The 19656-nt window shown below is 70.8% G+C and carries 21 protein-coding genes and 1 pseudogene; 12 read left to right on the forward strand and 10 right to left on the reverse strand.

The window, feature by feature from the left end:
* From ABII15_RS38100 to ABII15_RS38115, 4 genes and pseudogenes are all read left to right on the forward strand, one after another.
* Window positions 1–1269 carry an MFS transporter gene (locus ABII15_RS38100; protein ID WP_353946869.1) on the forward strand — a complete coding sequence of 423 codons (1269 nt, stop codon included), beginning with the start codon at window positions 1–3 and terminating at the stop codon, window positions 1267–1269.
* Window positions 1270–1726: 457 nt separating this feature from the next.
* Window positions 1727–2227 (forward strand): annotated as a pseudogene (locus ABII15_RS38105) (DUF2207 domain-containing protein); the annotation flags it as partial.
* A 355-nt stretch (window positions 2228–2582) separates the two neighbouring features.
* Window positions 2583–3206 (forward strand): hypothetical protein, encoded by a 624-nt coding sequence (locus ABII15_RS38110; protein ID WP_353946870.1) that lies wholly within the window; start codon window positions 2583–2585, stop codon window positions 3204–3206.
* 95 nt (window positions 3207–3301) lie between these two features.
* Entirely contained in the window at window positions 3302–4048 is a 747-nt protein-coding gene (locus ABII15_RS38115) for a phosphotransferase (protein ID WP_353946871.1), read from the forward strand.
* Between the two features lie 29 nt (window positions 4049–4077).
* Here the strand turns inward: ABII15_RS38115 and ABII15_RS38120 are convergent, their stop codons facing one another.
* The 4 genes from ABII15_RS38120 to ABII15_RS38135 form a co-directional block, all read right to left on the reverse strand.
* The gene (locus tag ABII15_RS38120) at window positions 4078–5628 is read right to left on the reverse strand and encodes a TrkA C-terminal domain-containing protein (RefSeq protein ID WP_353946872.1); all 1551 of its coding nucleotides are present in this window, start codon (window positions 5626–5628) and stop codon (window positions 4078–4080) included.
* A 379-nt stretch (window positions 5629–6007) separates the two neighbouring features.
* A complete protein-coding gene (locus ABII15_RS38125) occupies window positions 6008–6253 on the reverse strand; it encodes a hypothetical protein (protein ID WP_353946873.1) in 246 nt (81 codons plus the stop codon).
* A 270-nt stretch (window positions 6254–6523) separates the two neighbouring features.
* The gene (locus ABII15_RS38130) at window positions 6524–7804 is read right to left on the reverse strand and encodes an MFS transporter (RefSeq protein ID WP_353946874.1); all 1281 of its coding nucleotides are present in this window, start codon (window positions 7802–7804) and stop codon (window positions 6524–6526) included.
* Window positions 7805–8236: 432 nt separating this feature from the next.
* Window positions 8237–8650 carry a helix-turn-helix domain-containing protein gene (locus ABII15_RS38135; protein WP_353946875.1) on the reverse strand — a complete coding sequence of 138 codons (414 nt, stop codon included), beginning with the start codon at window positions 8648–8650 and terminating at the stop codon, window positions 8237–8239.
* A 103-nt stretch (window positions 8651–8753) separates the two neighbouring features.
* Here ABII15_RS38135 and ABII15_RS38140 point away from each other — a divergent pair, with 103 nt between their 5' ends.
* Both ABII15_RS38140 and ABII15_RS38145 read left to right on the forward strand, forming a co-directional pair.
* Window positions 8754–9605 carry an alpha/beta hydrolase gene (locus ABII15_RS38140; RefSeq protein ID WP_353946876.1) on the forward strand — a complete coding sequence of 284 codons (852 nt, stop codon included), beginning with the start codon at window positions 8754–8756 and terminating at the stop codon, window positions 9603–9605.
* Window positions 9606–9742: 137 nt separating this feature from the next.
* Complete coding sequence (locus ABII15_RS38145) at window positions 9743–10009, forward strand: hypothetical protein (RefSeq protein ID WP_353946877.1); 267 nt, start codon at window positions 9743–9745, stop codon at window positions 10007–10009.
* Window positions 10010–10116: 107 nt separating this feature from the next.
* Here ABII15_RS38145 and ABII15_RS38150 read toward each other — a convergent pair whose 3' ends face one another.
* The 5 genes from ABII15_RS38150 to ABII15_RS38170 form a co-directional block, all read right to left on the reverse strand.
* Entirely contained in the window at window positions 10117–10254 is a 138-nt protein-coding gene (locus ABII15_RS38150; protein WP_353946878.1) for a hypothetical protein, read from the reverse strand.
* A gap of 162 nt (window positions 10255–10416) precedes the next feature.
* On the reverse strand, window positions 10417–10716 hold the full coding sequence (locus ABII15_RS38155; protein WP_353946879.1) for a hypothetical protein: 300 nt from the start codon (window positions 10714–10716) through the stop codon (window positions 10417–10419).
* A gap of 121 nt (window positions 10717–10837) precedes the next feature.
* Complete coding sequence (locus ABII15_RS38160) at window positions 10838–11329, reverse strand: SRPBCC family protein (RefSeq protein WP_353946880.1); 492 nt, start codon at window positions 11327–11329, stop codon at window positions 10838–10840.
* Window positions 11330–11591: 262 nt separating this feature from the next.
* Entirely contained in the window at window positions 11592–13319 is a 1728-nt protein-coding gene (locus tag ABII15_RS38165; RefSeq protein ID WP_353946881.1) for a thiamine pyrophosphate-dependent enzyme, read from the reverse strand.
* 100 nt (window positions 13320–13419) lie between these two features.
* The gene (locus ABII15_RS38170) at window positions 13420–13632 is read right to left on the reverse strand and encodes a hypothetical protein (protein WP_353946882.1); all 213 of its coding nucleotides are present in this window, start codon (window positions 13630–13632) and stop codon (window positions 13420–13422) included.
* Between the two features lie 240 nt (window positions 13633–13872).
* On the opposite strand from ABII15_RS38170, the gene ABII15_RS38175 reads away from it, so the two are divergent.
* The 4 genes from ABII15_RS38175 (at window position 13873) to ABII15_RS38190 (ending at window position 17742) form a co-directional block, all read left to right on the forward strand.
* On the forward strand, window positions 13873–14631 hold the full coding sequence (locus tag ABII15_RS38175; RefSeq protein ID WP_353946883.1) for an alpha/beta fold hydrolase: 759 nt from the start codon (window positions 13873–13875) through the stop codon (window positions 14629–14631).
* A gap of 627 nt (window positions 14632–15258) precedes the next feature.
* Window positions 15259–15441: a hypothetical protein gene (locus ABII15_RS38180; protein WP_353946884.1), complete on the forward strand. Its 183-nt coding sequence runs from the start codon at window positions 15259–15261 to the stop codon at window positions 15439–15441.
* 101 nt (window positions 15442–15542) lie between these two features.
* Window positions 15543–16625: a ferredoxin reductase gene (locus tag ABII15_RS38185; RefSeq protein WP_353946885.1), complete on the forward strand. Its 1083-nt coding sequence runs from the start codon at window positions 15543–15545 to the stop codon at window positions 16623–16625.
* 55 nt (window positions 16626–16680) lie between these two features.
* The gene (locus ABII15_RS38190) at window positions 16681–17742 is read left to right on the forward strand and encodes an acyl-CoA desaturase (protein ID WP_353946886.1); all 1062 of its coding nucleotides are present in this window, start codon (window positions 16681–16683) and stop codon (window positions 17740–17742) included.
* Window positions 17743–17822: 80 nt separating this feature from the next.
* Here the strand turns inward: ABII15_RS38190 and ABII15_RS38195 are convergent, their stop codons facing one another.
* Window positions 17823–18509 carry an SDR family oxidoreductase gene (locus ABII15_RS38195; protein ID WP_353946887.1) on the reverse strand — a complete coding sequence of 229 codons (687 nt, stop codon included), beginning with the start codon at window positions 18507–18509 and terminating at the stop codon, window positions 17823–17825.
* 119 nt (window positions 18510–18628) lie between these two features.
* Here ABII15_RS38195 and ABII15_RS38200 point away from each other — a divergent pair, with 119 nt between their 5' ends.
* Both ABII15_RS38200 and ABII15_RS38205 read left to right on the forward strand, forming a co-directional pair.
* Entirely contained in the window at window positions 18629–19192 is a 564-nt protein-coding gene (locus ABII15_RS38200) for a TetR/AcrR family transcriptional regulator (RefSeq protein ID WP_353946888.1), read from the forward strand.
* A 154-nt stretch (window positions 19193–19346) separates the two neighbouring features.
* Window positions 19347–19538 (forward strand): DUF6417 family protein, encoded by a 192-nt coding sequence (locus tag ABII15_RS38205; protein WP_353946889.1) that lies wholly within the window; start codon window positions 19347–19349, stop codon window positions 19536–19538.
* Window positions 19539–19656: the final 118 nt, after the last annotated feature.

Raw genomic sequence — 19656 nt, forward strand, 5'->3', positions numbered from 1 at the left:
ATGACCACCGACGACGCCCCCGACACGCCGCCCAGCCCCTGGCGCTCGGCTCCCTTCCGGCTGTTCTTCACCGCGCGCAGCGCCTCACTGCTGGCCGACGGCATGCTGATGGTCTCGCTGACCACCGCCGTGCTCACCACGGGCTTCGGCCCCTCGGGCGTCGGCTACGCGCTCGCGGCCTGGATGACCCCCATCGTCCTGCTCGTCCTGGTCGGCGGGGTGCTGGCGGACCGCTTCTCCCCGCAGACGACGATGATCGCCGCCGATCTGCTGCGCGCGATCGCCATGCTGCTCATGGCCGCGCTGCTCGCACTCGGCGAGCCGAGACTGTGGCAGGTCATGGCTCTCATGGCGCTCAGCGGGGCGGCGACCGCACTGTTCCAGCCCGGTCTGGCCGGCCTCGTACCGCAGGTGGCACAGGACATCCAGCGCGCCAACGCCCTGCTGCGCGTGTCCGAGGCGATGAGCGCCCTGCTCGGCCCGGGACTGGCCGGCCTGCTCGTCGCGTACTGGGACGTCGCCGGCTCGTACACGGTGATCGCCGGCGCCTACCTGATCAGCGCCGTCGGGCTGCTTCCCCTGCGGCGCCTCGCCACCCAGCGCGACGAGGAGACCGCCCCCATCTGGCACCGACTGGCCGTCGGCTGGCGGGAGTTCCGCTCCCGGGACTGGCTGTGGAGCGTCATCCTCGTCTGGTCGGTGTTCGGACTGTTCGTCTTCGGACCCGCGCTGCCGCTGGGCGCCGCGCTCATCACCGAACAGCACGGCGCGAACGGGTACGGATGGATCGCCTCCGCGGACGGCGCGGGCACCATCATCGGCGGTCTGCTCGGCCTGCGCGCCCGCCCCGGCCGTCCGATCGTCGCCGGTGCGCTGGCCATGCTGATGTTCGCGCTCAACCCCCTGGCCCCGGCGCTCGGCTGGTCCTTCGCGGCCACGGCGGCCGCGCATGTGCTGGGCGGCTGCGGCTTCGCCTTCTGGGGGGTGATGTGGGCGACGAGCATCCAGACGCACATCCCGCTCGCCGTCCTCAGCAGGGTCTCCGCGTACGACGTCGCGGGCTCCATCCTCGTCATCCCACTGGGACGCGCCCTGTCGGGGCCGGCCGCCGAGGCGTTCGGCACGGCGCGCGTCCTGGAGTTCTCCTCCGCTGTCGCCGTCGTCCTCCTCACGGTCATGCTCGCCGTCCCCGCCGTCCGGCGCCTGGGCCGGGAACCCCGCGAAGCCACCCCGCCGCCTCCGGCCCGCCTGGCAGCAGCCGACGGCTGACCCGCCCGTACGAGACCGGGGGCTCAGCGCGGTGTGGATGGACTGGCCGGTTCGGTGCCACGGCGACGCCGACTGCGCGTTCGAGGACGGTCGCCCCGAGGCGGCGCGGCACACGAGCGGCGAAGGGCTGACAACAGGCGGCCGCCTTGGAACGGGGCGCTGCGCGCACGCCACAAGCCTGGAACTTAAATTGCCGGGCGACTAGGTTCGGTCTCTTCGATCAACGTCGGGCCCGGGCGAGGATCGCGCAAACACGGGGACGACCAGGAACTGGGCTGTTGGCCGGTCGGGGGAGAGCGGGCACGTGAGCAGAGGCGAAGGCGACACAGCGGCGGACGTGGCCCGGCGGCGGCGAAGAGGACTGTCCTTGGTGGTCGTGCTTGTCGCGGTGCTGGTGCTGGGCGGCATCGCGGCGCTCAGCGCGGCGCTGAGCGCGTCGGCGGCAAGCTCCGAGCACGTGGCCCGCCTGTGGACGGAGGCGGAACTCGCCGCGGACGGCACCGCCCGTATCACCGAGGTGATCGACTACGACTTCGGGGACGAGAGCCGGCACGGCGTCTTCCGGGACGTCCCCGGCCTCGCAGCCGAGGACGGGGTGAGCGTCACGATGGACGGGAAGCGGATCCCGTACGAGGTCGAGCCCGACGCCGGTGACGGCGGCGCGAGCCGCATCCGTATCGGCGACGCCGACGACACCGTCACCGGCCGGCACCGCTACCGCGTCCAGTACGAACTGGACGGCATCGCGTCCGGCGGGAAGCTCGCGTGGAACGCGGTCGGTACCGGGTGGCAGGTACCCCTCGACCGCGTCGAGGCCCACGTGACCGGCCCATTCGTCTTCGGTGACATTCATTGCGCCAGCGGCGCGCGCGGATCCCGGAATCCTTGCCAGGCGGACCGGCCTCGGCAAGGTCACCTCACGCTCGCCATCGACAGCCTTGACGCGGGCCGGGGCGCGACCTTGTACGCCACCTCCACGGGCCGAACCGCCGCCGCGCCGCAGCCCCCGGCCGAGCCGTCCGGACCGATCGTCGGGGTCCACCGGCCCAGCCCGTTGTGGGTGGGAGTACTCACGGCCGGAATCGCCCTTGCCGTCGCCCTGGTGACGGGACGCCTGATCCGGCGGACCGGGCGGGAGAGGATCTTCGCCGACGCGCTGCCGGGTTCCGCCGCGGGCCCGGCCGAAGCGGTGCACCGTATCGACATCACCCGGCTTCCCGCGCTGGCCACCGAAACCTCCTCCCCGCCCGAGGAACTGACTCCGGCCCTGGGCGGCGTCCTGCTCACCGGGGAGCCCCGGCGACCAGCTGATCGTGTGGCGCAACACCAGCGAACTGTGGGACGCCAGAGCCCACAAGCGGTGGAACCGAGTCGCGCTGGCCGGGTTCCCCACCTCCCTGGCCGGCCTGATCGCCGTCATCGTTGCCGCGATCACCGCAGGACGCCCTGCCGACCACTGGCCAGTGCTGCTCACCGTCGCCGCCGTCGTCGCGGGGACGGGCGCCGGGATGTTCGCCTACGCGGACGAAGTGCCGGTCCTCACTCCCCAGGGCACGGCACTGTGGCTCCGAGTCGAAGGCTTCCGCCGCCATCTGTCCGGGGCCGGAGCCCGGCACGTGGAGGAGGCGGCCGACGCCGGCGTCCTGGATCACTACACCGCCTGGGCGGTGGCTCTCGGCGTGGCCGACCACTGGACCCGGGCAGCGTCCGCATGGACGGTGCGTCCGCCCGCGCCGTCCGCCCGGCGGCCCGTACGGATGCCACTGGTCCGCCCGCTCGTGGCCCTCGCGATCCTGAACTCCCTCTCCTCCAGCACCGGCCGACCGGCCTCCGGCGGCTCGTCGGGCTCCACCTCGGGATCGAGCTGGAACTCCGGCTCCGACACGAGCTACTCCGTCGGTGGAGGGGGCGGTGGAGGTGGCGGAGGCTCCTGGTGACGGGCGCGCCTCAGCACGGCGGACCGCGATCGGCCGCGCGGCACACGCGATAAACCCGGAGACGCCGGCGATCATCCCGGGGACACTGGTCGCCCATGGATGAAGTAAAAGTCGTCGTCGCCCATTCCGAGCGCGCGACCCTGCGCGTCGGCGACGTGTTCTTGAAGGTGGATGCCGATGAGGCGCGCGTCGACATCGAGGTCGAGGCGATGTCTCTCGCGCCGGTCCCGACCCCGCAAGTCCTGTGGCGCAAGCCGCCGGTGCTCGCGATCGCCGCACTGCCGGGGGCGACGCTCGGCCGCCTCGGCGGTCCGTCGACCGGGTCGCCTGCGGCGTGGGCCGCGGCGGGCGCGGCCATCCGGAAGCTGCACGACGCGCCGCTGCCGCCCTGGCACGGCCGGGCGGGCCGGAGCAGCGGCGCGCTGGCCGCGGAGCTCGACGCCGAGTGCGCGCTGCTCGTGGCGAACGACGTCCTGCCCGCCGACCTGGTCGCCCGCAACCGCCAGGTCGCCGAGGCCGCGTTCCGGCCGTGGACCGCGGCGTTCACACACGGCGACCTGCAGATCGCACACGTCTTCCTGGAGGACGACGAGGTCACCGGCATCATCGACTGGTCCGAGGCGGGCCAGGGCGATGCCCTGTACGACCTCGCCACCTTCACACTCGGACACGAGGAGCACCTCGACGAGGTCATCGCCGGCTACGGCACCGACGTCGACCTCGACGTGATCCACGCGTGGTGGTCGTTGCGCAGCCTGCTGGCGGTTCGCTGGCTGATCGAGCACGGCTTCGACCCGTCGGCACGGGGCTGTGAGATCGACGTGCTGAGATCCCGAATGTGAGGGCGGCCTCCGGTTTCAGGGACTCGAGGTCAGAGGCCGACGATGAGCTGGATGCAGACGATCTTCACGAGGATGGCGAGGGCGAAGAGGGTGGAGTATCCGGCGTTGACACGGCTGTCGGTGGCCCGGCCGTTTGCGTAGGCGAGGATCGCCGGATTGCCGACGTAGCCGGCGAGCAGCCCCATGGTGCGTTCCCGGCTCTGGCCCAGGAGCCGGGCGACCAGGATCATCAGCGCGTAGCTGACGACGGCTCCGATGGCGAGAACCGCGAGGAGTTTCAGCCCGAAGACGGAGAACGCGTTCTGGCGGAACGAGTATCCGGAGGTGAGGCCGACGACCGCGAGGAACAGCAGCAGGCCGATCTGCCTCAGGGTGAGGTTGGCGCGGGTCGGGAGGGTCCACACGAGCGGGCCGGTGCGGCGGCGCCAGCCCAGGATCATGCCCATCACCAGCGGTCCGGCGCCGGTGCCGAGGGCCAGGGTGGTACTGCCGAGGGTCAGCGAGGGAATGCCGATGAGGAAGCCGAGGGCGAGACCGAGACCGAGGCTGACCGCACTGACCTCGCTGACCTTGGTCTCGGTGTCGCCGAGGTAGGCGCTGACGGCGGCGGACTGCTCGCGGGGCATGACGACCCTGAGCCGGTCGTCGAGCTGGAGGACGAGATCGTCGTGGGCCAGCATGTCGAAGTCACCGCGCCGGACCCGGCTGACGAGGGCGCCGTAGCGCTCCTCAAGTCCCAGTTCGGCGATGGTGTGGCCGGCGAGGGCCGGGTCGGTGAGCAGGATGCGGCGGTAGTCGACCGTGTGACGGTCCTCGAGGAGGTCGTGGGCGGCGGGCACGCCGAGGTGCGTGGAGGCGGCCTGAAGGTCGTTCTCGCCGCCGACCAGGACGACCTGGTCGCCCGGGGCCAGTCGGTCGAGGGTGCGGGCGACGACGGTCTCGCCGCCTGCCGGGCGGTACTCGGTCGCCAGGACGCGCCGGCCGCCGACGCCGGGCACCTCGGCCCAGCGGGCGTCGCGGGTCACCTGCACCGTGCGGTAGACCAGTTTCGACGGAAGGCCCGAGTCGGGGTCGCGGCGGGCCTTCCACGTGCGACGGGCGGCGATCGCCGCGACGAACACGATGGTGATGACGACGGCCAGGGGGTAGCCGATGGCGTAGCCGACCGCCGGCTGGGCGGGGTCCTTGGAGGCGGCCTGGGCGGCGGCGAGACCGGGCGTGGTGGTTCCGATGCCGGCGTAGCCGCCGGCGAGGTAGGGCCCGCTGATCCCGAAGCCCTGGTGGCCGACGAATCCGACGACGGCCGCGGTGAGGGCGAGGGCCACGACCGCACCGGCCATCACGGCGAGCTGGCCGCGCAGTTCGCGGAAGAACGCCGGGCCCGACTCGAGGCCGACCGTGTAGACGTACAGGGCGAGCCCGAGAGCGGAGACGCCCGCGGGGACGGCAGGGCCGATGTCAGGGTCGAGCGCGCCGACGAAGAGTCCCACGAAGAGCACTCCCGCCGCGCCCAGTTTCACCGGGCCGAACTTGACCATGCCGAGTAGCGCGCCCGCCGTGATCACGGCGAAGACGGTCACCCACGGATTGTCCGCGAAGAACTGCCACACGGCCGGGCCCTTCCCCTGCTGCGACGCACATGTGCCTGACCGGGCCATGATCTTCCAGCCCGTGAGGCGCCGCCATTCGGGGCGCCGCACACTAGGGCCTGTCTGACAATTCCCGTCTGCCCCGCGACGCCTGGCACGCGCTCTCGCCGCACCGGGCACAAGGCCGAGTACGTCCAGTACGAGGCCTTGCACCCGGCACGCCGAGAGCACGCACCAGACGCCGCGGGGCCGCCCTTCGGGCGACGACGGGAATTGTCAGACAGGCCCTAGGCCGCTCGGCTGGCAGGCGCAGGAGTGAACCGGAGCCGCAGGGCGGGAGGTACCTGGCCGGCCGGGTGCCGTTGCGGGGCTAACCGGTGGGCTTGGTGAGGTGGCCTATGGCCATGATCCCGAGTCCGACGACCACGATGGTGGGAGTGTCCGTGGCGCCGCCGCAGGCTGCGCACGTGACGCCGATGGCCCAGATCCTGGGCGCGCGCACAAGTTTTGGGGCCCACCGGGTCGGCATCCGGTCGTAGATCAGCGCATGGATGGTGAACACCGCCACGGCGATACCGAAGGCGAAGAAGACAAGGCCACCCAGCACAAAGACCATCCGCCGTCCTCTCCCCCCACAGTCCCTGCTGAGCCGACGCTAACGTTCTACTCCTGCGCGCGGAAAGCGTTCCGTTGCGGGGAGGCAGGGGACCGGCCGGTGCTGTTGAGCGACGGCCTCTCGTCGCCGAGCAGGCGCCGTGCGTCCACCTTGTCCCGGCGTCGAGGGCCGGTTCGGCGCCGCAGCAGTTTTCACCGGCACCGGATCGCGATCCCGGGCACCACTTTCCGAGTCCCTACGAAGCCGTATGACGGGAGTCCGGCGAAACCGCTACGCGGACGGACTGTCCGTGATCTGGGACGGAACCGCTTCAGCCGCCGGCGCCGGAACGTGCCCGGCGGAGATGTGTCCCCTACGCCATGGCAGAAGCAACGCGCTCGCCATGCACAGCAGACCGGCGATGAGCAGCGCGCCGCGTACCCCCGCCGAGGCGGCGACGAGACCACCGGCGATCACGAAGCCGGCCTGGCATGTCTTCGAGCCGACGGACCAGGAGGTGCCGACGCGGGACATGTAGGCGTCCGGTGTGGCCGCCATCCGATACGTGGTGAACGACGGGTTGAAGACCCCGGCGGAAAGGAGCAGACCGAAGTCGGCGGCCACGATGACGCACACACCGAGGGCACCGGAGGGCGTCAGGGGCAGCAGGACCGTCCACAGGGTGCGCGCGACACCGGACAGCAACAGGATGCGACGCTGTCCGAATCGTCGCGTGAGCGGCGGAGTCAGGCGTGAGCCCAACACGCCGCCCAGGCACGGCAGTCCCAGAGCGAGTCCGTACTGCCACGGGGCCAGGCCGAGGTCGTCCAGCATGAGGACGGCCGTCAAAGGTGAGGCCATCATGATGGATCCACCGAAGAGCAGCGCGTTGAAGAACAGCGGCCGCAGTCCTGGGTGCCGCAGGAGGTACTCCCAGCCCGCCGCGATGTCACGGCCCAGGTGCGAGGTGGCGGCGCGGGCCGGCGGCGCGGGTTCGGGCCGCCGGATGCGACGGATGCCCAGGGCGGATCCGAGGAAGGACAGGGCGTCGACCACGATCGTGGCGGCCGCGCCCAGTACCCCGATCAGAAGCCCGCCGACCGGCGGGCCGGCACTGACGCTGATCCAGTTGGTCGTCTCGAACAGGCTGTTGGCGCGCAGACGCTGCTCGGGCAGGACAAGCGCCTTCAGGTGCGCCCCGCTCGCCGCGTCGAACGCCACAGACGCCGCCGTCTGCAGAACCCCGACGACGCACAGCTGAGTGAAGGTGAGCCGGTCGAAAGCCATGGCGACCGGAATGCTCGCCAGAACCGCGCACCGGGCCAGATCGGCAGTGATCATCACTGGCCGCTTGTACTGGTGCTCGATGCGCACACCGAGCGGCAGAGCGATCACCCCACTGGCCACCGCGGACAACGCGGCGAGTACGGAGACCTGGAACGCCGAGGAATTCAGCACCAGGAGGGCAACCAGGGGCAACGCCCCCATTCCGACCGCACTGCCCGCCGCGCTGACCGCGTAGGCGCCCCACAACCGCCGGAAGTCCTGCCCGAGCGTGCTCCGCCGTACCAACCGAACCTCCCGAGTAGCGAAGGCGCTCAGCGTAGTGACTCTCACCGCCTCCCTTTGACCTCGCGCTGTTCTCACGGCAAGCGTTCACACGACCTGTGAGACCTTGTACGCGATGCCGCCGTCGACCAGATATCCCGAGCCCACGCAGACGACGTCGTTCAGCCCGCGGGGCGGCGAGGGTGCGCGCTGATCGACCGGTGGATCGAGTACGCGTCGGCGCCGCTGTTCCCGAGCGGTTGCTTCTGGGCGGCGAACCTGGCCGGCTTCCAACTCGACGCGGTGCTCGTCGCCGCCAACACGGCATTGCGGCTCGGCGACGAAGAGGTGGTGGACAAGGTGCGGCTCGTGACCGAGGCGTTCCTCGTCGCTGCGGACTGATCAGCTGTCGCGGCCCTCAACCAGTCGCTGTGACCGCAACATCCGACCCACGTCCTAGCCAGGGGGTGAGTCGTCGGCGAGCTGGTTGTTGCGGTCGATCTCCGGCATGTGTGTCTCGGCCCAGACCCGCAGCGCGGAGAGCGGTCTTTCGAGGGACAGGCCGAGCTCGGTGAGCCGGTAGTGGACGGCGGGCGGCACGGTGGGTTCCACTCGGCGCGCGACCAGACCGTCGCGGACCAGGCTCTGCAGGGTGACGGACAGCATCTTCTGGGAGATGCCAGGGACACGGCGCCGCAATTCCGCGAAACGGAGCTCGTCCGGCGCCTCCTCGGCCAGCACCTTGACCGCCATCGACGTCCACTTGGTGCCGATACGGTCGAGCAACTGACGGACCGGGCAGCGCGGATCCAGCAGATCACCCCGCTCGCCGGGCCGCCGACCGGGTTCGCCGGGCGTCGATGTGGTCACTCAGAGCTCACCACCTGAAGGGAAAGTGCCGTCTTGGACGGACCAGGTTAGTTCCCTAGCGTGACCTGGTCACTGTTCCTCACCACACACCTGGAGCCTCTCCATGCCCGAACTGCGGCGCGTCCCCGTCAACGGTGTCGAACTGAACGTCGCTCTCGCCGGATCGGGCCCGGCCGTCCTGCTCCTGCACGGCTTCCCGCACACCTGGGAGCTGTGGACGGACGTCATGGCCGACCTGTCCGGCCGCTACCGCGTCATCGCGCCGGACCTGCGCGGGTTCGGCGAGAGCAGCCATGCCGCCTCCGGGTACGACGCGGGCACTCTGGCCGAGGACGCCGCGGCGCTTCTCACCACGCTCGGCGAGCCCTCGGCCGCGGTGGTGGGCATCGACGCGGGTACGGCGCCGGCCTTCCTCCTCGCCCTGCGCCGCCCCGGTCTCGTCCGGCGCCTGGTCGTCATGGAGTCCCTTCTGGGCACGCTGCCCGGCGCCGAGGACTTCCTCGCCGACGGGCCGCCGTGGTGGTTCGGCTTCCATTCCGCCGCGCCCGGCCTCGCCGAGACCGTGTTGGAGGGCCACGAGGCCGCCTACGTCGACTGGTTCCTGCGCGCCGGCACGCTCGGCGACGAAGTACGCCTCGCCCTCAGGGACGCCTTCGTCCGCGCGTACACGGGCCGCCCTGCGCTGAGCCGCGCGTTCTCGTACTACCGGGCGCTGCCCGAGAGCGCGGCACAGATCGAGCGGGCGGTCGCCACCGCCCGCCTGACGGTGCCGACGATGGCGTTGGGCGCGCGGCCCGTCGGTACTGCGCTGGAACGCCAACTCCGCCCGTTCACCGACGATCTCACCGGACACGTCATCGAAGACTGCGGCCACATCATTCCGCTGCACCGCCCGCGCGCCCTCCTCGCGCTGCTGCGTCCATTCCTGGCCGGTGAGGACCCGAAGGCGGCCTGACCGGAGCCGGCGCTGACTTTCCGCGACACTCGAACCCTTGGGGCATCCCGCCCATCCGCTCCCGCCAACTCACCCCCGACCGGCATCCATGTACGGTCGTCGCAGCCCACCCCTGACCCGCGGGAAGCGAGCCGTCCATGACTGAATGGCAGGAGTTCCGCGGCGGCGTGAACACCGTGCGGCGCAACGGCGATGTCGTCCACCGGCCGGCAACACCGGCAACTCCCGCGATCCACCGACTCCTGCGGCACCTCCTCGACAACGGATTCCACGGAGCACCGGAGCCCCGCGGCTTCGACGCCGACGGCGGCAGCGGCTCCTGGCCGAGGACCGGCCGCGATACCAACGAGTCGCGGCGATTCGCCTGCTGCGAGCCACCGGAGCGCATGTTCAACATCAGCTGACTTCCGGACGATGACCTCTTGTTCTATGACCGCGTCGCGGAACGAGGGACTGCGCGGGAGCGATCCCAAGGACTGATGCGTTTCTCCGGCGGCGCGGGCGGCTCCGATCAGTGGGAGGCGGCTCGGTGCCACGCCTGGACGGCCTGCTCGGTGGCGGGCTGCGGGGTGGTTTCGGCGACCTGGCCGTGGACGTCGTGCGGGTCGGCGAGCCCGCGGCCGCCGAGGCCGTGAGCGTGTCCGGCCAAGTCGTTCAAACCCTTCGCCGTCCGATGAAAACGACGGCTCGAAATTCACTAGGTCGTGGTCATGCCCAGAGGGCTGCTGGTGCACGGGCCGACCACCTGGACCCTGGCCGGACGGTGGAGACCGTCCGGCCCCTCCGGGGGCTCATGTCCCTGCGGAGTCCGTCACTGCACGGCGCCGTCCGGGATGCACACGTACCCCGGGCCCCATCCATTGCGTTCCACGTGACTGGGCTGCGTGGAGCCAAGGCAGGAGAGCCATGCCTCACGGTACGACGGGTCCGTCAGAATCAGGTGCTGCTCGTCCAGATCGGCGCGGGCGAGACTGTCGTAGGCCTCGTTCGACAGGATGGCCGCCCCGGCACCCGGCTCGGGTGAGGCGGCCGAGGCCGGGGCGACCCAGGCTGCGGACGCGGACAGGGCGAGGAGAACCGTGGCGGTGCCGGCGGCTGTGCGGATGCGCATCTGAAGGGGCTCCCTGTTTCGACGGCGGAACATCGCCTGTTCAACTGAGGAGCCCCGACTTGGTCACGCCGACGGGTCCGGCGGAGTGGGGTCATTCCGCGTCCGGTCATGCGGCGTCCCCTCATGCGGCGTCGGCGTTCTCCAACTGGCGTTTGAGGTTCTGCAGCGTCCTGTCGATGTTCCGGGTCTGGAAGTCGGCGAACGTGTGGCCCGAGGTGACGAGGCGGTCGAAGGTGTGCGCGACGAAGTCGGGCCAGGCGCGGCGGTCGTCGGTCCAGGTCTCCGTCACACGTGTGCCGCGCTCCGTCGGCTCGAAGCGGTACTCCCATGTGGCGATCGGCCCGCGCAGCCGGGGCTTGCGGGCGCCGATCGCGTGGACGCGGAAGGCGAAGCGGCTGTCCGGTTCGGCCGCGGTGACGGTGCACCGGGTGACCCACTGGATCCGCCCGCGCTTGTTGCGCCCGACGAACGACGTGCCAGGCACCACCGGCCCTGCCGGAACGTCACCCGTCGTGCCACGGTTCTCCGGGCTCCAACGGCCCATGTCCTCCGGGCGACTCACCGCCTGATAGGCGATGCGAGGCGCCACCTCGACCTCGATGCTCCTGCTCACGGTGAACACGCGACTCACTGGAAGCCCCTCCGGCCGAACTGTTGACTACTGGTGAGTACAGAGGATCGCACGGAGCCGGGTCGACGGGGCGGCCGGCATCTGCGGCGAGCACGGCAACGCCCCGTCTCCGTCGACATCTTCCACCGCTCGGGACGCGACTACGTAACTGGCTCACCGCTCCGTTTCCCGACGGCACGACGTCAGGCTGGTCGGGCGTCATTCGCCACGGCTTGCCTGTCGTCCACGCGCCCCAGCTTGCCGTTCAGCTTCCTGTGCTGCGCAGATTCTCCCGTACCTTGGCGATCGCGAAGCCCCAGCCCTGCTGGACGGTGGGCTTGGCGGGTACGGCGATCTCGTCCGGATTGGTGAGCACGTCGAGCAGGACCGGCCCGGGTTCGGCGAACGCGCGCGTGACGGCGTCGGCGAGATCCTCGGGGCGTTCGACGCGGATGCCCTTGATGCCCAGAGCCTGGGCGACGGCGGCGAAGTCCGGGTTGTCCAGGACGGTGCCGAACTCGGGAAGCCCGGCCTGCTCCTGTTCGAGCTTGACCATGCCCAGGCGCTGGTTGTCGAAGACGACGAGCTTGACCGGCAGTTGTTCGGTGCGGATCGTCATGAGGTCGCCGAGCAGCATCGACAGGCCGCCGTCGCCGCAGAAGGCGACGGTCTGCCGGTCCCGGTCGAGCAGTTGGGCGCCGATGGCCTGCGGCATCGCGTTGGCCATGGAGCCGAGGTTGTAGGAGCCGATCAGCCGGCGGCTGCCGCGCATCTCGACGAACCGGGAGAGCCAGACCGTGGCCATGCCGGTGTCGGAGGTGAACACGGCGTCGTCGTCGGCCGCGGTGTCGATGGCAGCGGCGAGCGCTTCGGGGCGTACCAGGTGGTCGCGGTTGTCGAAGGCGGAGCGGACCTTGCCGACCAGACCCTTGTCGTGGCCGGGATCGGCGAGCCGACGCTGCCCGTCCTGCCACTGGGTGAACTTCTCGCGGGCGGAGTCGAGATGCTTGCGGTCCTCGCGGGCCGCGACCCGCTGCAGCAGCCCGCGCACGGTGGGGCCGACGTCGGCGGCGAGCGCCACGTCGACGGGGACGCGCCGCCCGATGTGCTCGGCGACCCGGTCGACCTGGACGACCTTCTTGCCCTGCGGATACCACTCGCGGTACGGGAAGTCGGTGCCGAGCAGGACGAGGGTGTCGGCCTTGTCCATGGCGCGGGCGGCGGCCGGGTTGCCGATGAGGCCGGTCTGGCCGACCTGGAAGGGGTTGTCGCCCTCGAAGCCCTCCTTGGCCTTGAGGGTGAGCACCATGGGCGCGGCGAGCCGTTCGGCGAGGGCGAGGACGTCCGCGCGGGAGGTGCGGGCGCCTCGGCCGACGAGCAGGGTGACGTCGCCGCCGTCGTCGATGAGGCGGGCCGCCTCGTCGAGGTCGGGGTCGTCGGGGCGGTTCTCGGAGCGGGCGACGGAGAGCCGTGCGGGCCGGTCGGCGGGGAGTTCCTGGTCGCCGATGTCACCGGGGACGGTGAGCACGGCGACGCCCCGGCGGCCGATGGCGGTGCGGACGGCTACCTCCAAGAGGCCGGGCAGTTGTTCGGGTGAGGTGACGGTGGCGCGGAAGACGGCCACGTCCTTGAAGAGGAGGTCGTTGTCGACCTCCTGGAAGTAGTCGGTGCCCACCTCGGAGAGCGGGACCTGCCCGGTGACGGCGAGGACCGGGGTGCCGCTCTTGGCGGCGTCGTACAGGCCGTTGAGCAGGTGCACCGAGCCTGGGCCCACGGTGCCCATGCAGACGCCGAGGGTGTCGGTGAGCTGGGACTGGGCGCCGGCGGCGAACGCGGCGGCCTCTTCGTGGCGGCAGCCGACCCAGGAGAGGGTCTCGGAGGACCGGATGGCGTCGGTGAGGGGGTTGAGCGCGTCACCGACGACACCGAAGACGTGCCGCACCCCGAGCTCCTCCAGGGTGTCGGTGAAAAGGCGGGCGACGGTGCGGGACATAGAAGGTTGTCCTTTCTGAAGCGTGAAGCGTGAAGCGGCGTGAAGCCTGCGGTGCTGGATCCTGGGTGCTCGATGTCGAGTGCCGCGGGGGATGGGCCGGTCAGCCAGTGAAACCGTCCAGGTCGGCGGCCTGCCGATCAGCGGCCCAGCCGGCCGGCGAATCCGCGGCGGCGCCCAACGGGGTGGCCGCGAACCACCACCGTGGGGAGACAGCCAATGCCGAGGTGACCGCCGCAGCGGCACACAGAACGAGCAGGCCGACGGCTCCGAAGTGCACCATGTTCGACCGGTTAACCGAGATCGGTCCGCTCATGTCTGTCATCTGGGTTCAGTTCCGCCGGCCAGCGCGTTCCCCGCGCCCGCGAGGGCGCTCATGGACCTATAAAGCCTTCAGGTCAGGTGCACCCCACCGTCCGCACTCCTACCGCATCCGGCCCGGGACCGGCTCCGCACGATTCATCGCGCACACTGGCGATTTAGCCGATGGCGCCCGGACCCGGCCCCTCCACTCTGGTCGGACCAGGTACCCGCACACCCCCATCAGGAGGGCTCCATGGGCTCCACGCGTCATCGTCCCCCACGCCGGCTGCTCGGCGTGCTCGCAGCCACCGCCGTCGCGTTCACCCTCTTCTCCTCGGCCACGACGACAGCAGGCGCCGCCGACACCGCGGCCACGGCCACGCAGACGGCCGCCACGCGATCCGCCGCCGCGCAGCCGTTGTCCACCAGCACGCCGGTCGTCTTCGTCCACGGCTACACCGGCAGCGCCTCCAACTGGGTCACTGCCATGAGCGTCTTCCGCGCCAACGGCTGGTCCAGTTCCAACCTCTTCGCCTACGAGTACAACTCGTACGGCAACAACATCACCAACGCACAGGGCCTCGCCGCCTACGTCAACACCGTGAAGGCGCAGACCGGCGCGAGCAAGGTCGCCATCGTCAACCACTCGATGGGCGGACTGGTCAGCCAGTACTACCTGAAGGTGCTGGGCGGCAACACCAGCGTCAGCCACCTCGCCTCGATCGCGGGCGCCAACCACGGCACCACCTACGCCAGCGCCTGCCTCGTCTACACGACCTGCCAGCAGATGTATCCGGGCTCCTCGTTCATCTCCCAGATCTCCTCCGGTGACGAGACACCCGGCTCCACCAAGTACGCCACCTGGTACTCGGCGTGCGACGGCGTCATCATCCCCTACACGAGCACCCGCCTCGACGGCGCGACCAACAACAACGTGGCCTGTCAGACCCACATCGGCTATCTGACGGACACCGTCGTACTCGGGCAGATCGCCCGCTTCGTCGCCTCCTGACCGCCGTCTCCCGAACAAGCCGGCCCATCCCGTGGCGCGGTCGGCGCGACTCGCCGCGCCGACCCGTCACAAGGGATGGGCTCGGCTTCGACGACGATGCGGCGACAAGGTGTGGAGGAACACGTGTTTCTCACACATTGGGTTGGACTACGTCGTGCAGGGCACTGGCTCGACCCGAGCGCCGCCGCGAACGGAACCCGGGCAGCGGCCGAGGCGCTGATGGACGACCAGAAGGTGATTCGGGACGACGTCGACCGCAACAGGAAGGCCTTCCGCCTCTCCCTCGACCGCCGTATCGCCATCTTCAAGTCGACGCTGCCGCAGCGTCGAGTTTCTGGATCACGCACTGTCTTTGATCTACGACGAGAGCCGCGACGAGGCACTGCCGGCCGCCCGCTCTTTCCAGACCGACTTGGCCGCCGTCGCACCGTCACAATGGCCGATGTTCACCTCGGGGCGCGCCGGCTACTGGCTAGCGGTGTCCGTATGCTGCGTTGCCCCTGGCTGTGAGAGTTGTCAGGCTCGATGTTCTCGCCGCCCCCGAGGCCACCGTCCGCCACGGCACCCGGACTGTCGGCGCGGCACCCTGCACCCCGCGAAAGTCCATCAGGCGGAGAGCATGATCGTGTGCGCCGGGCGATTCTCCGGCTGGCCGACCTGCTGCCGCTCCCTCTGCGCGCCTACGCCTTCGGGCTCGCCTGCGAACTTCTCGACGTCGTTCGCGCGCTCCTGGACCGAACCGCGTCCCACATCGGCAACGGTGAGTCCGTCAGGGCCAGCGGCGAATGCGCCATGCGGCGTATGGCGTGAAGCCCTCGGCGCTGGTGTGCCTGGGCGGGTTGTGTGCTTCGCTCGGTTTCCGCGGCGCCCGTCGGCCCGGCACCGAAAGGCCCGCGCAGAAGGGAGCCAGCATGGTCCACTCGTTCCGGGCGCCGCCCATCCTGCCCTGGGCGTGGCTGGTGAACCGGCTGACCAGCCCGTTGACCGTGGACGACTATCTCGGCATGCTCGATCCGCTGTGGTCGGCGCGGCATCCCGCGGGCAGGGTCGGCGCGGTCCGGCCGGAAGGACCCGGTGCGGCCACCCTGACGATCCGCCCCGGCAGAGGCTGGACGGGCCACCGGGCCGGGCAGTACCTCCCCGTCGGGGTCGAGATCGACGGCGTACGACACTGGCGTACGTACTCGATCACGTCGCCGCCCGGCGACAGCGACGTCACCCTCGCGGTCAAGGCCCACCCCGACGGCCGGGTCTCCCCGCACATGGTGCACCGGACGGTACCGGGTACGGTGCTCCGACTCGGCCCGGCGCAGGGCGAGTTCACGCTGCCGGAACCGCTGCCCGACCGCATCCTGTTCATCACCGCGGGCAGCGGCATCACGCCGGTCATGGGGATGCTGCGCACGCTCGCCCGATGTCGCACTGCCCCGGACACCCTCCTTCTGCACAGCGCGCCGACCCCGGCCGAATGCCTCTTCCGGGACGAACTCGCGACGCTGGAGCAGGAGTTGCCCTGGCTCCGGATCCACCTCAACCACACCCGGTACGACGGCCGGCTCACCTCGGACCGTATCGCCGGCGTCTGCCCGGACTGGCGTGACCGGGACGCCTGGGTGTGCGGTCCGGCCGGGCTGCTCGACACGGCCGAGCGGCAATGGGCATCCGTGGGGCTGGAGGGGCGGCTGCGAGTCGAGCGGTTCCACCTCACGCCCGTACAACCGCCGGGGGAGGGGGCGGTCGGCGGCCGGGTCCGGTTCGCGCGCAGCGGCGTGGAGACCGATGCGGCGGCGGGCACACCGCTCCTCGCGGTCGGCGAGGCGGCCGGCGTGCCGATGCCGTACGGCTGCCGTCGCGGCCTGTGCTTCGGCTGTCTCGTGCCACTCGTCGAGGGCCGGGTCCGCGATCTGCGCAGCGGTGAACTGCGCCATGGGCAAAGCGAGTTGATCCAGACCTGCGTCAATGCTGCCGCGGGTTCCCTGACGCTTGACCTCTGAAAACCGGTATCACCGGTGATACCGGCATCACGAGCCCCTCTCCCGAGGAGACTTCATGGCCCTGCCCGCAAGCGCGCCGGACGCCACCCGCACCGAGGAACTGGGGCGGGAACTCGACCGGCTCCGCGCCGAAATCGTCACCGGCCGCGGCGCCGCGGACGCCCACTACATCCACACCGTGATCGCCGTGCAGCGCGGCTGCGAGGTCGCAGGCCGCTGCGCCCTCGCCGTCTCCCTCCTGCCGCCCGCCTGGGTTGCGGGCACCACCCTGCTCGCCCTCGCCAAGACCCTGGACAACATGGAGCTGGGCCACAACATCCTGCACGGCCAGTGGGACTGGCTCGGGGACCCGGCGATCCACTCGACCACCTGGGAGTGGGACTTCGCCACGCCTGCCGCCGCCTGGAAGCGCACGCACAACCATCAGCACCACACGTACACGAACGTCGTCGGCCGGGACCGCGACCTCGGCTACACCGTCCTGCGCATGGCTCCGGAACAGCCCTGGCACCCGGTGCACTTGCTCCAGCCGGTGTTCGCGGCTCTGCTCGCGCCCGTCTTCGAGTGGGGCATCGCCCTGTACGACCTGGAGGTGGACGCCGTGCCGTCCGGCCGCAAGAGCCTGCGGTCCTTCCTCGGCGAAGCGACCACGCTCCTGCGCAAGGCGGTGCGTCAGTCGGCCAAGGACTACGTGCTCTTCCCGCTCCTCGCCGGCCCCAGCGCGCTGCCCTGCCTGCTCGGCAACCTCACCGCGAGCGCCGCCCGCAACATCTGGGCGCACACGGTCATCTTCTGCGGGCACTTCCCCGCGGACGTGCACACCTTCACGTACACGGAGGAAGAGATCGAGGGCGAGAGCCGGGGGGAGTGGTACCTGCGGCAGATCCAGGGCTCGGCGAACATCGAGGGCGGTCCGCTGCTGCACGTCCTCTCCGGCAATCTCAGCCACCAGATCGAACACCACCTGTTCCCCGACCTGCCCAGCAACCGCTACGCCGAACTCGCCCCACAGGTACGGGAGATCTGCGCCCGCCACGGACTGCCGTACGTCAGTGGACCCCTGTGGCGCCAGTACGCGTCGATGTGGGGCCGCGTACTGCGCCACGCCCTGCCCTAGGGCAGGGCGTGGCGGGCCCGCCCTCGGCTCCGTGAGCGGAACTCGAACGAAACCTCAGCGCGACGGGCAGCGCGAGCGCTTCAGGCTGCCTGAAGCGCGGCGGACAGACGCTGCTTTACCTGCCGGGAGAGGTCATCGGCGAGGATCTCGGGCGCGCCGGCCTCGATGCCGCGCAGGGCTTGGGCGGCGACATCGGCGGGGTCGGACTTCTGGTCGGCGGGGATGTGCGCGGCCATGTCGGTGGCCATGTAGCCGACGTGGAGTGCCGAGACGGTGATGCCGCGCGGGGCGAGTTCCTCCCGTACGGCATCGGTCTGCGCCCAGGCCGCCGCCTTCGACGCCGCGTAGGAACCGAGTCCTGCCGGGTGCAGCCAGGACAGGACGGACAGGACGTTCAGGACGGCGCCGCCGCCGTTGCGCTCGATGACCGGAGCGAAGGCCCGGGTCACGGCGAGCGGGCCGTAGAAGTTGGTCTCCATGTCGCGGCGCACCGCGTCCAGGTCGTCCGTGAGCAGCCGGGCGCCGGTGGACAGGCCGGCGTTGTTCACGAGCAGCGTCGCGTCGGACACGGTGGAGGCCGCGGCGCTGACCGACTCCGCGTCGGTCACGTCGAGGCGCAGCGGGCGCACGCCCGGCAGATCCACCGTCTCGGGGCGGCGGGCCGCCGCGTACACCGTGGCTCCGCGCTCCACGAGCTGGGCGGCCAGGTGACGGCCCAGCCCCCGGTTGGCACCCGTGATCACAGCGACCGCGTTCTTCAGTTCCATGTCGGCTCCTAGGTACGTCGTGGGCTTATTTAGATTGCGCTCAACATCTAACGACTACACTAGAATAGATTTCGGTCGACATCAAAGTGGGGGACCGGCATCGACATGGGAGGTGGCCGATGGGCCGCGTATCGCGGGAGCAGGCCGAGGAGAACCGCCGGCGGGTCGTGGAGACCGCCTCCCGGCTGTTCCGGGAACAGGGCACCCACGTCAGTGTCGCCGAGCTGATGAAGGCGGCCGGTCTGACGCACGGCGGCTTCTACAAGCAGTTCGCCTCGAAGGAGGCCCTCGTCGACGAGGCCACCGCCCACGCCTTCGGCCGGCTCGCCGAGCGCCATCGAGCCGGAGCCGAGCAGGGCGCGCGCGGACCGGATGCCTCCCGCCGCGCGTTCATCGACACCTACCTCTCCGTGGAGCACCGCGACGACGCGGCCGACGGCTGCCCGGTCTCCGGGCTCGCCACCGACATCGCCCGCGACGGCGAGGACCGCGAGGCCCGCCGTGTCTACACCGAGGGCGTGCGGGCGTTCGCCGACCGGCTCACCACCGACGAGCAGGACGGCGTCACGTCCCTGTGCACCCTTGTCGGCGCACTCGTCCTGGCTCGCGCCACCAAGGGCGACCCGCTCTCCGAGGAGATCCTCGAGACGGCGCGTGCGGCCCTGACCGAGGACCCGGCCTGAGCCTCAGCGCGCCACGCTCCCGCGCGCCTCACGGGCGCGACGCGCCGCGATGCGGCACATCGGCCGAGCCGCATCCGTACGGGCCTGCATCCGTACGAGTGGATCTGCGCGCCCCTTTGCACGGGAGGCGGCTTCGGCAGCTGATGATCGGACCATGAGTCACGACATCACATCGGTCATTCCCGTTCAGGACGCCGTACGCCGGTTGGAGGTACTGACCCTCGAAGAAGCCCACGACCTGCTGCGACTGCTGCAACTGGTGGCGGGGGAGGGGCTGGAGGAACTGTCGGAGGAGGCGGGCTGGTTCGCCCGCGAGATCGCCTCGCGGATCCCGTCGGAGAACTAGGGCCTGTCCGGCGGATCTTGTCGCGGGCGCGGGGTCTGGAAACGCGCGAGCCGACCGACTGCGACCTGATCGGCCGGACGGGCCTTAGGGGGAAAGTCCCGCCGGACGGGCGGAGGCC

The sequence above is a fragment of the Streptomyces sp. HUAS MG91 genome, from assembly GCF_040529335.1.
Taxonomy (GTDB): Bacteria; Actinomycetota; Actinomycetes; order Streptomycetales; family Streptomycetaceae; genus Streptomyces; species Streptomyces tabacisoli.

Bases quoted from the DNA above. Each gene is read 5' to 3' on its own strand.
- ABII15_RS38205 (WP_353946889.1), top strand. From the start codon at position 19,347: ATGAGTCACGACATCACATCGGTCATTCCCGTTCAGGACGCCGTACGC.
- ABII15_RS38155 (WP_353946879.1), bottom strand. From the start codon at position 10,716: ATGCGCATCCGCACAGCCGCCGGCACCGCCACGGTTCTCCTCGCCCTG.
- ABII15_RS38190 (WP_353946886.1), top strand. From the start codon at position 16,681: ATGGCCCTGCCCGCAAGCGCGCCGGACGCCACCCGCACCGAGGAACTG.
- ABII15_RS38175 (WP_353946883.1), top strand. From the start codon at position 13,873: ATGGGCTCCACGCGTCATCGTCCCCCACGCCGGCTGCTCGGCGTGCTC.
- ABII15_RS38115 (WP_353946871.1), top strand. From the start codon at position 3,302: ATGGATGAAGTAAAAGTCGTCGTCGCCCATTCCGAGCGCGCGACCCTG.
- ABII15_RS38195 (WP_353946887.1), bottom strand. From the start codon at position 18,509: ATGGAACTGAAGAACGCGGTCGCTGTGATCACGGGTGCCAACCGGGGG.
- ABII15_RS38100 (WP_353946869.1), top strand. From the start codon at position 1: ATGACCACCGACGACGCCCCCGACACGCCGCCCAGCCCCTGGCGCTCG.
- ABII15_RS38140 (WP_353946876.1), top strand. From the start codon at position 8,754: ATGCCCGAACTGCGGCGCGTCCCCGTCAACGGTGTCGAACTGAACGTC.
- ABII15_RS38125 (WP_353946873.1), bottom strand. From the start codon at position 6,253: ATGGTCTTTGTGCTGGGTGGCCTTGTCTTCTTCGCCTTCGGTATCGCC.
- ABII15_RS38145 (WP_353946877.1), top strand. From the start codon at position 9,743: ATGACTGAATGGCAGGAGTTCCGCGGCGGCGTGAACACCGTGCGGCGC.
- ABII15_RS38200 (WP_353946888.1), top strand. From the start codon at position 18,629: ATGGGCCGCGTATCGCGGGAGCAGGCCGAGGAGAACCGCCGGCGGGTC.
- ABII15_RS38165 (WP_353946881.1), bottom strand. From the start codon at position 13,319: ATGTCCCGCACCGTCGCCCGCCTTTTCACCGACACCCTGGAGGAGCTC.
- ABII15_RS38185 (WP_353946885.1), top strand. From the start codon at position 15,543: ATGGTCCACTCGTTCCGGGCGCCGCCCATCCTGCCCTGGGCGTGGCTG.
- ABII15_RS38170 (WP_353946882.1), bottom strand. From the start codon at position 13,632: ATGAGCGGACCGATCTCGGTTAACCGGTCGAACATGGTGCACTTCGGA.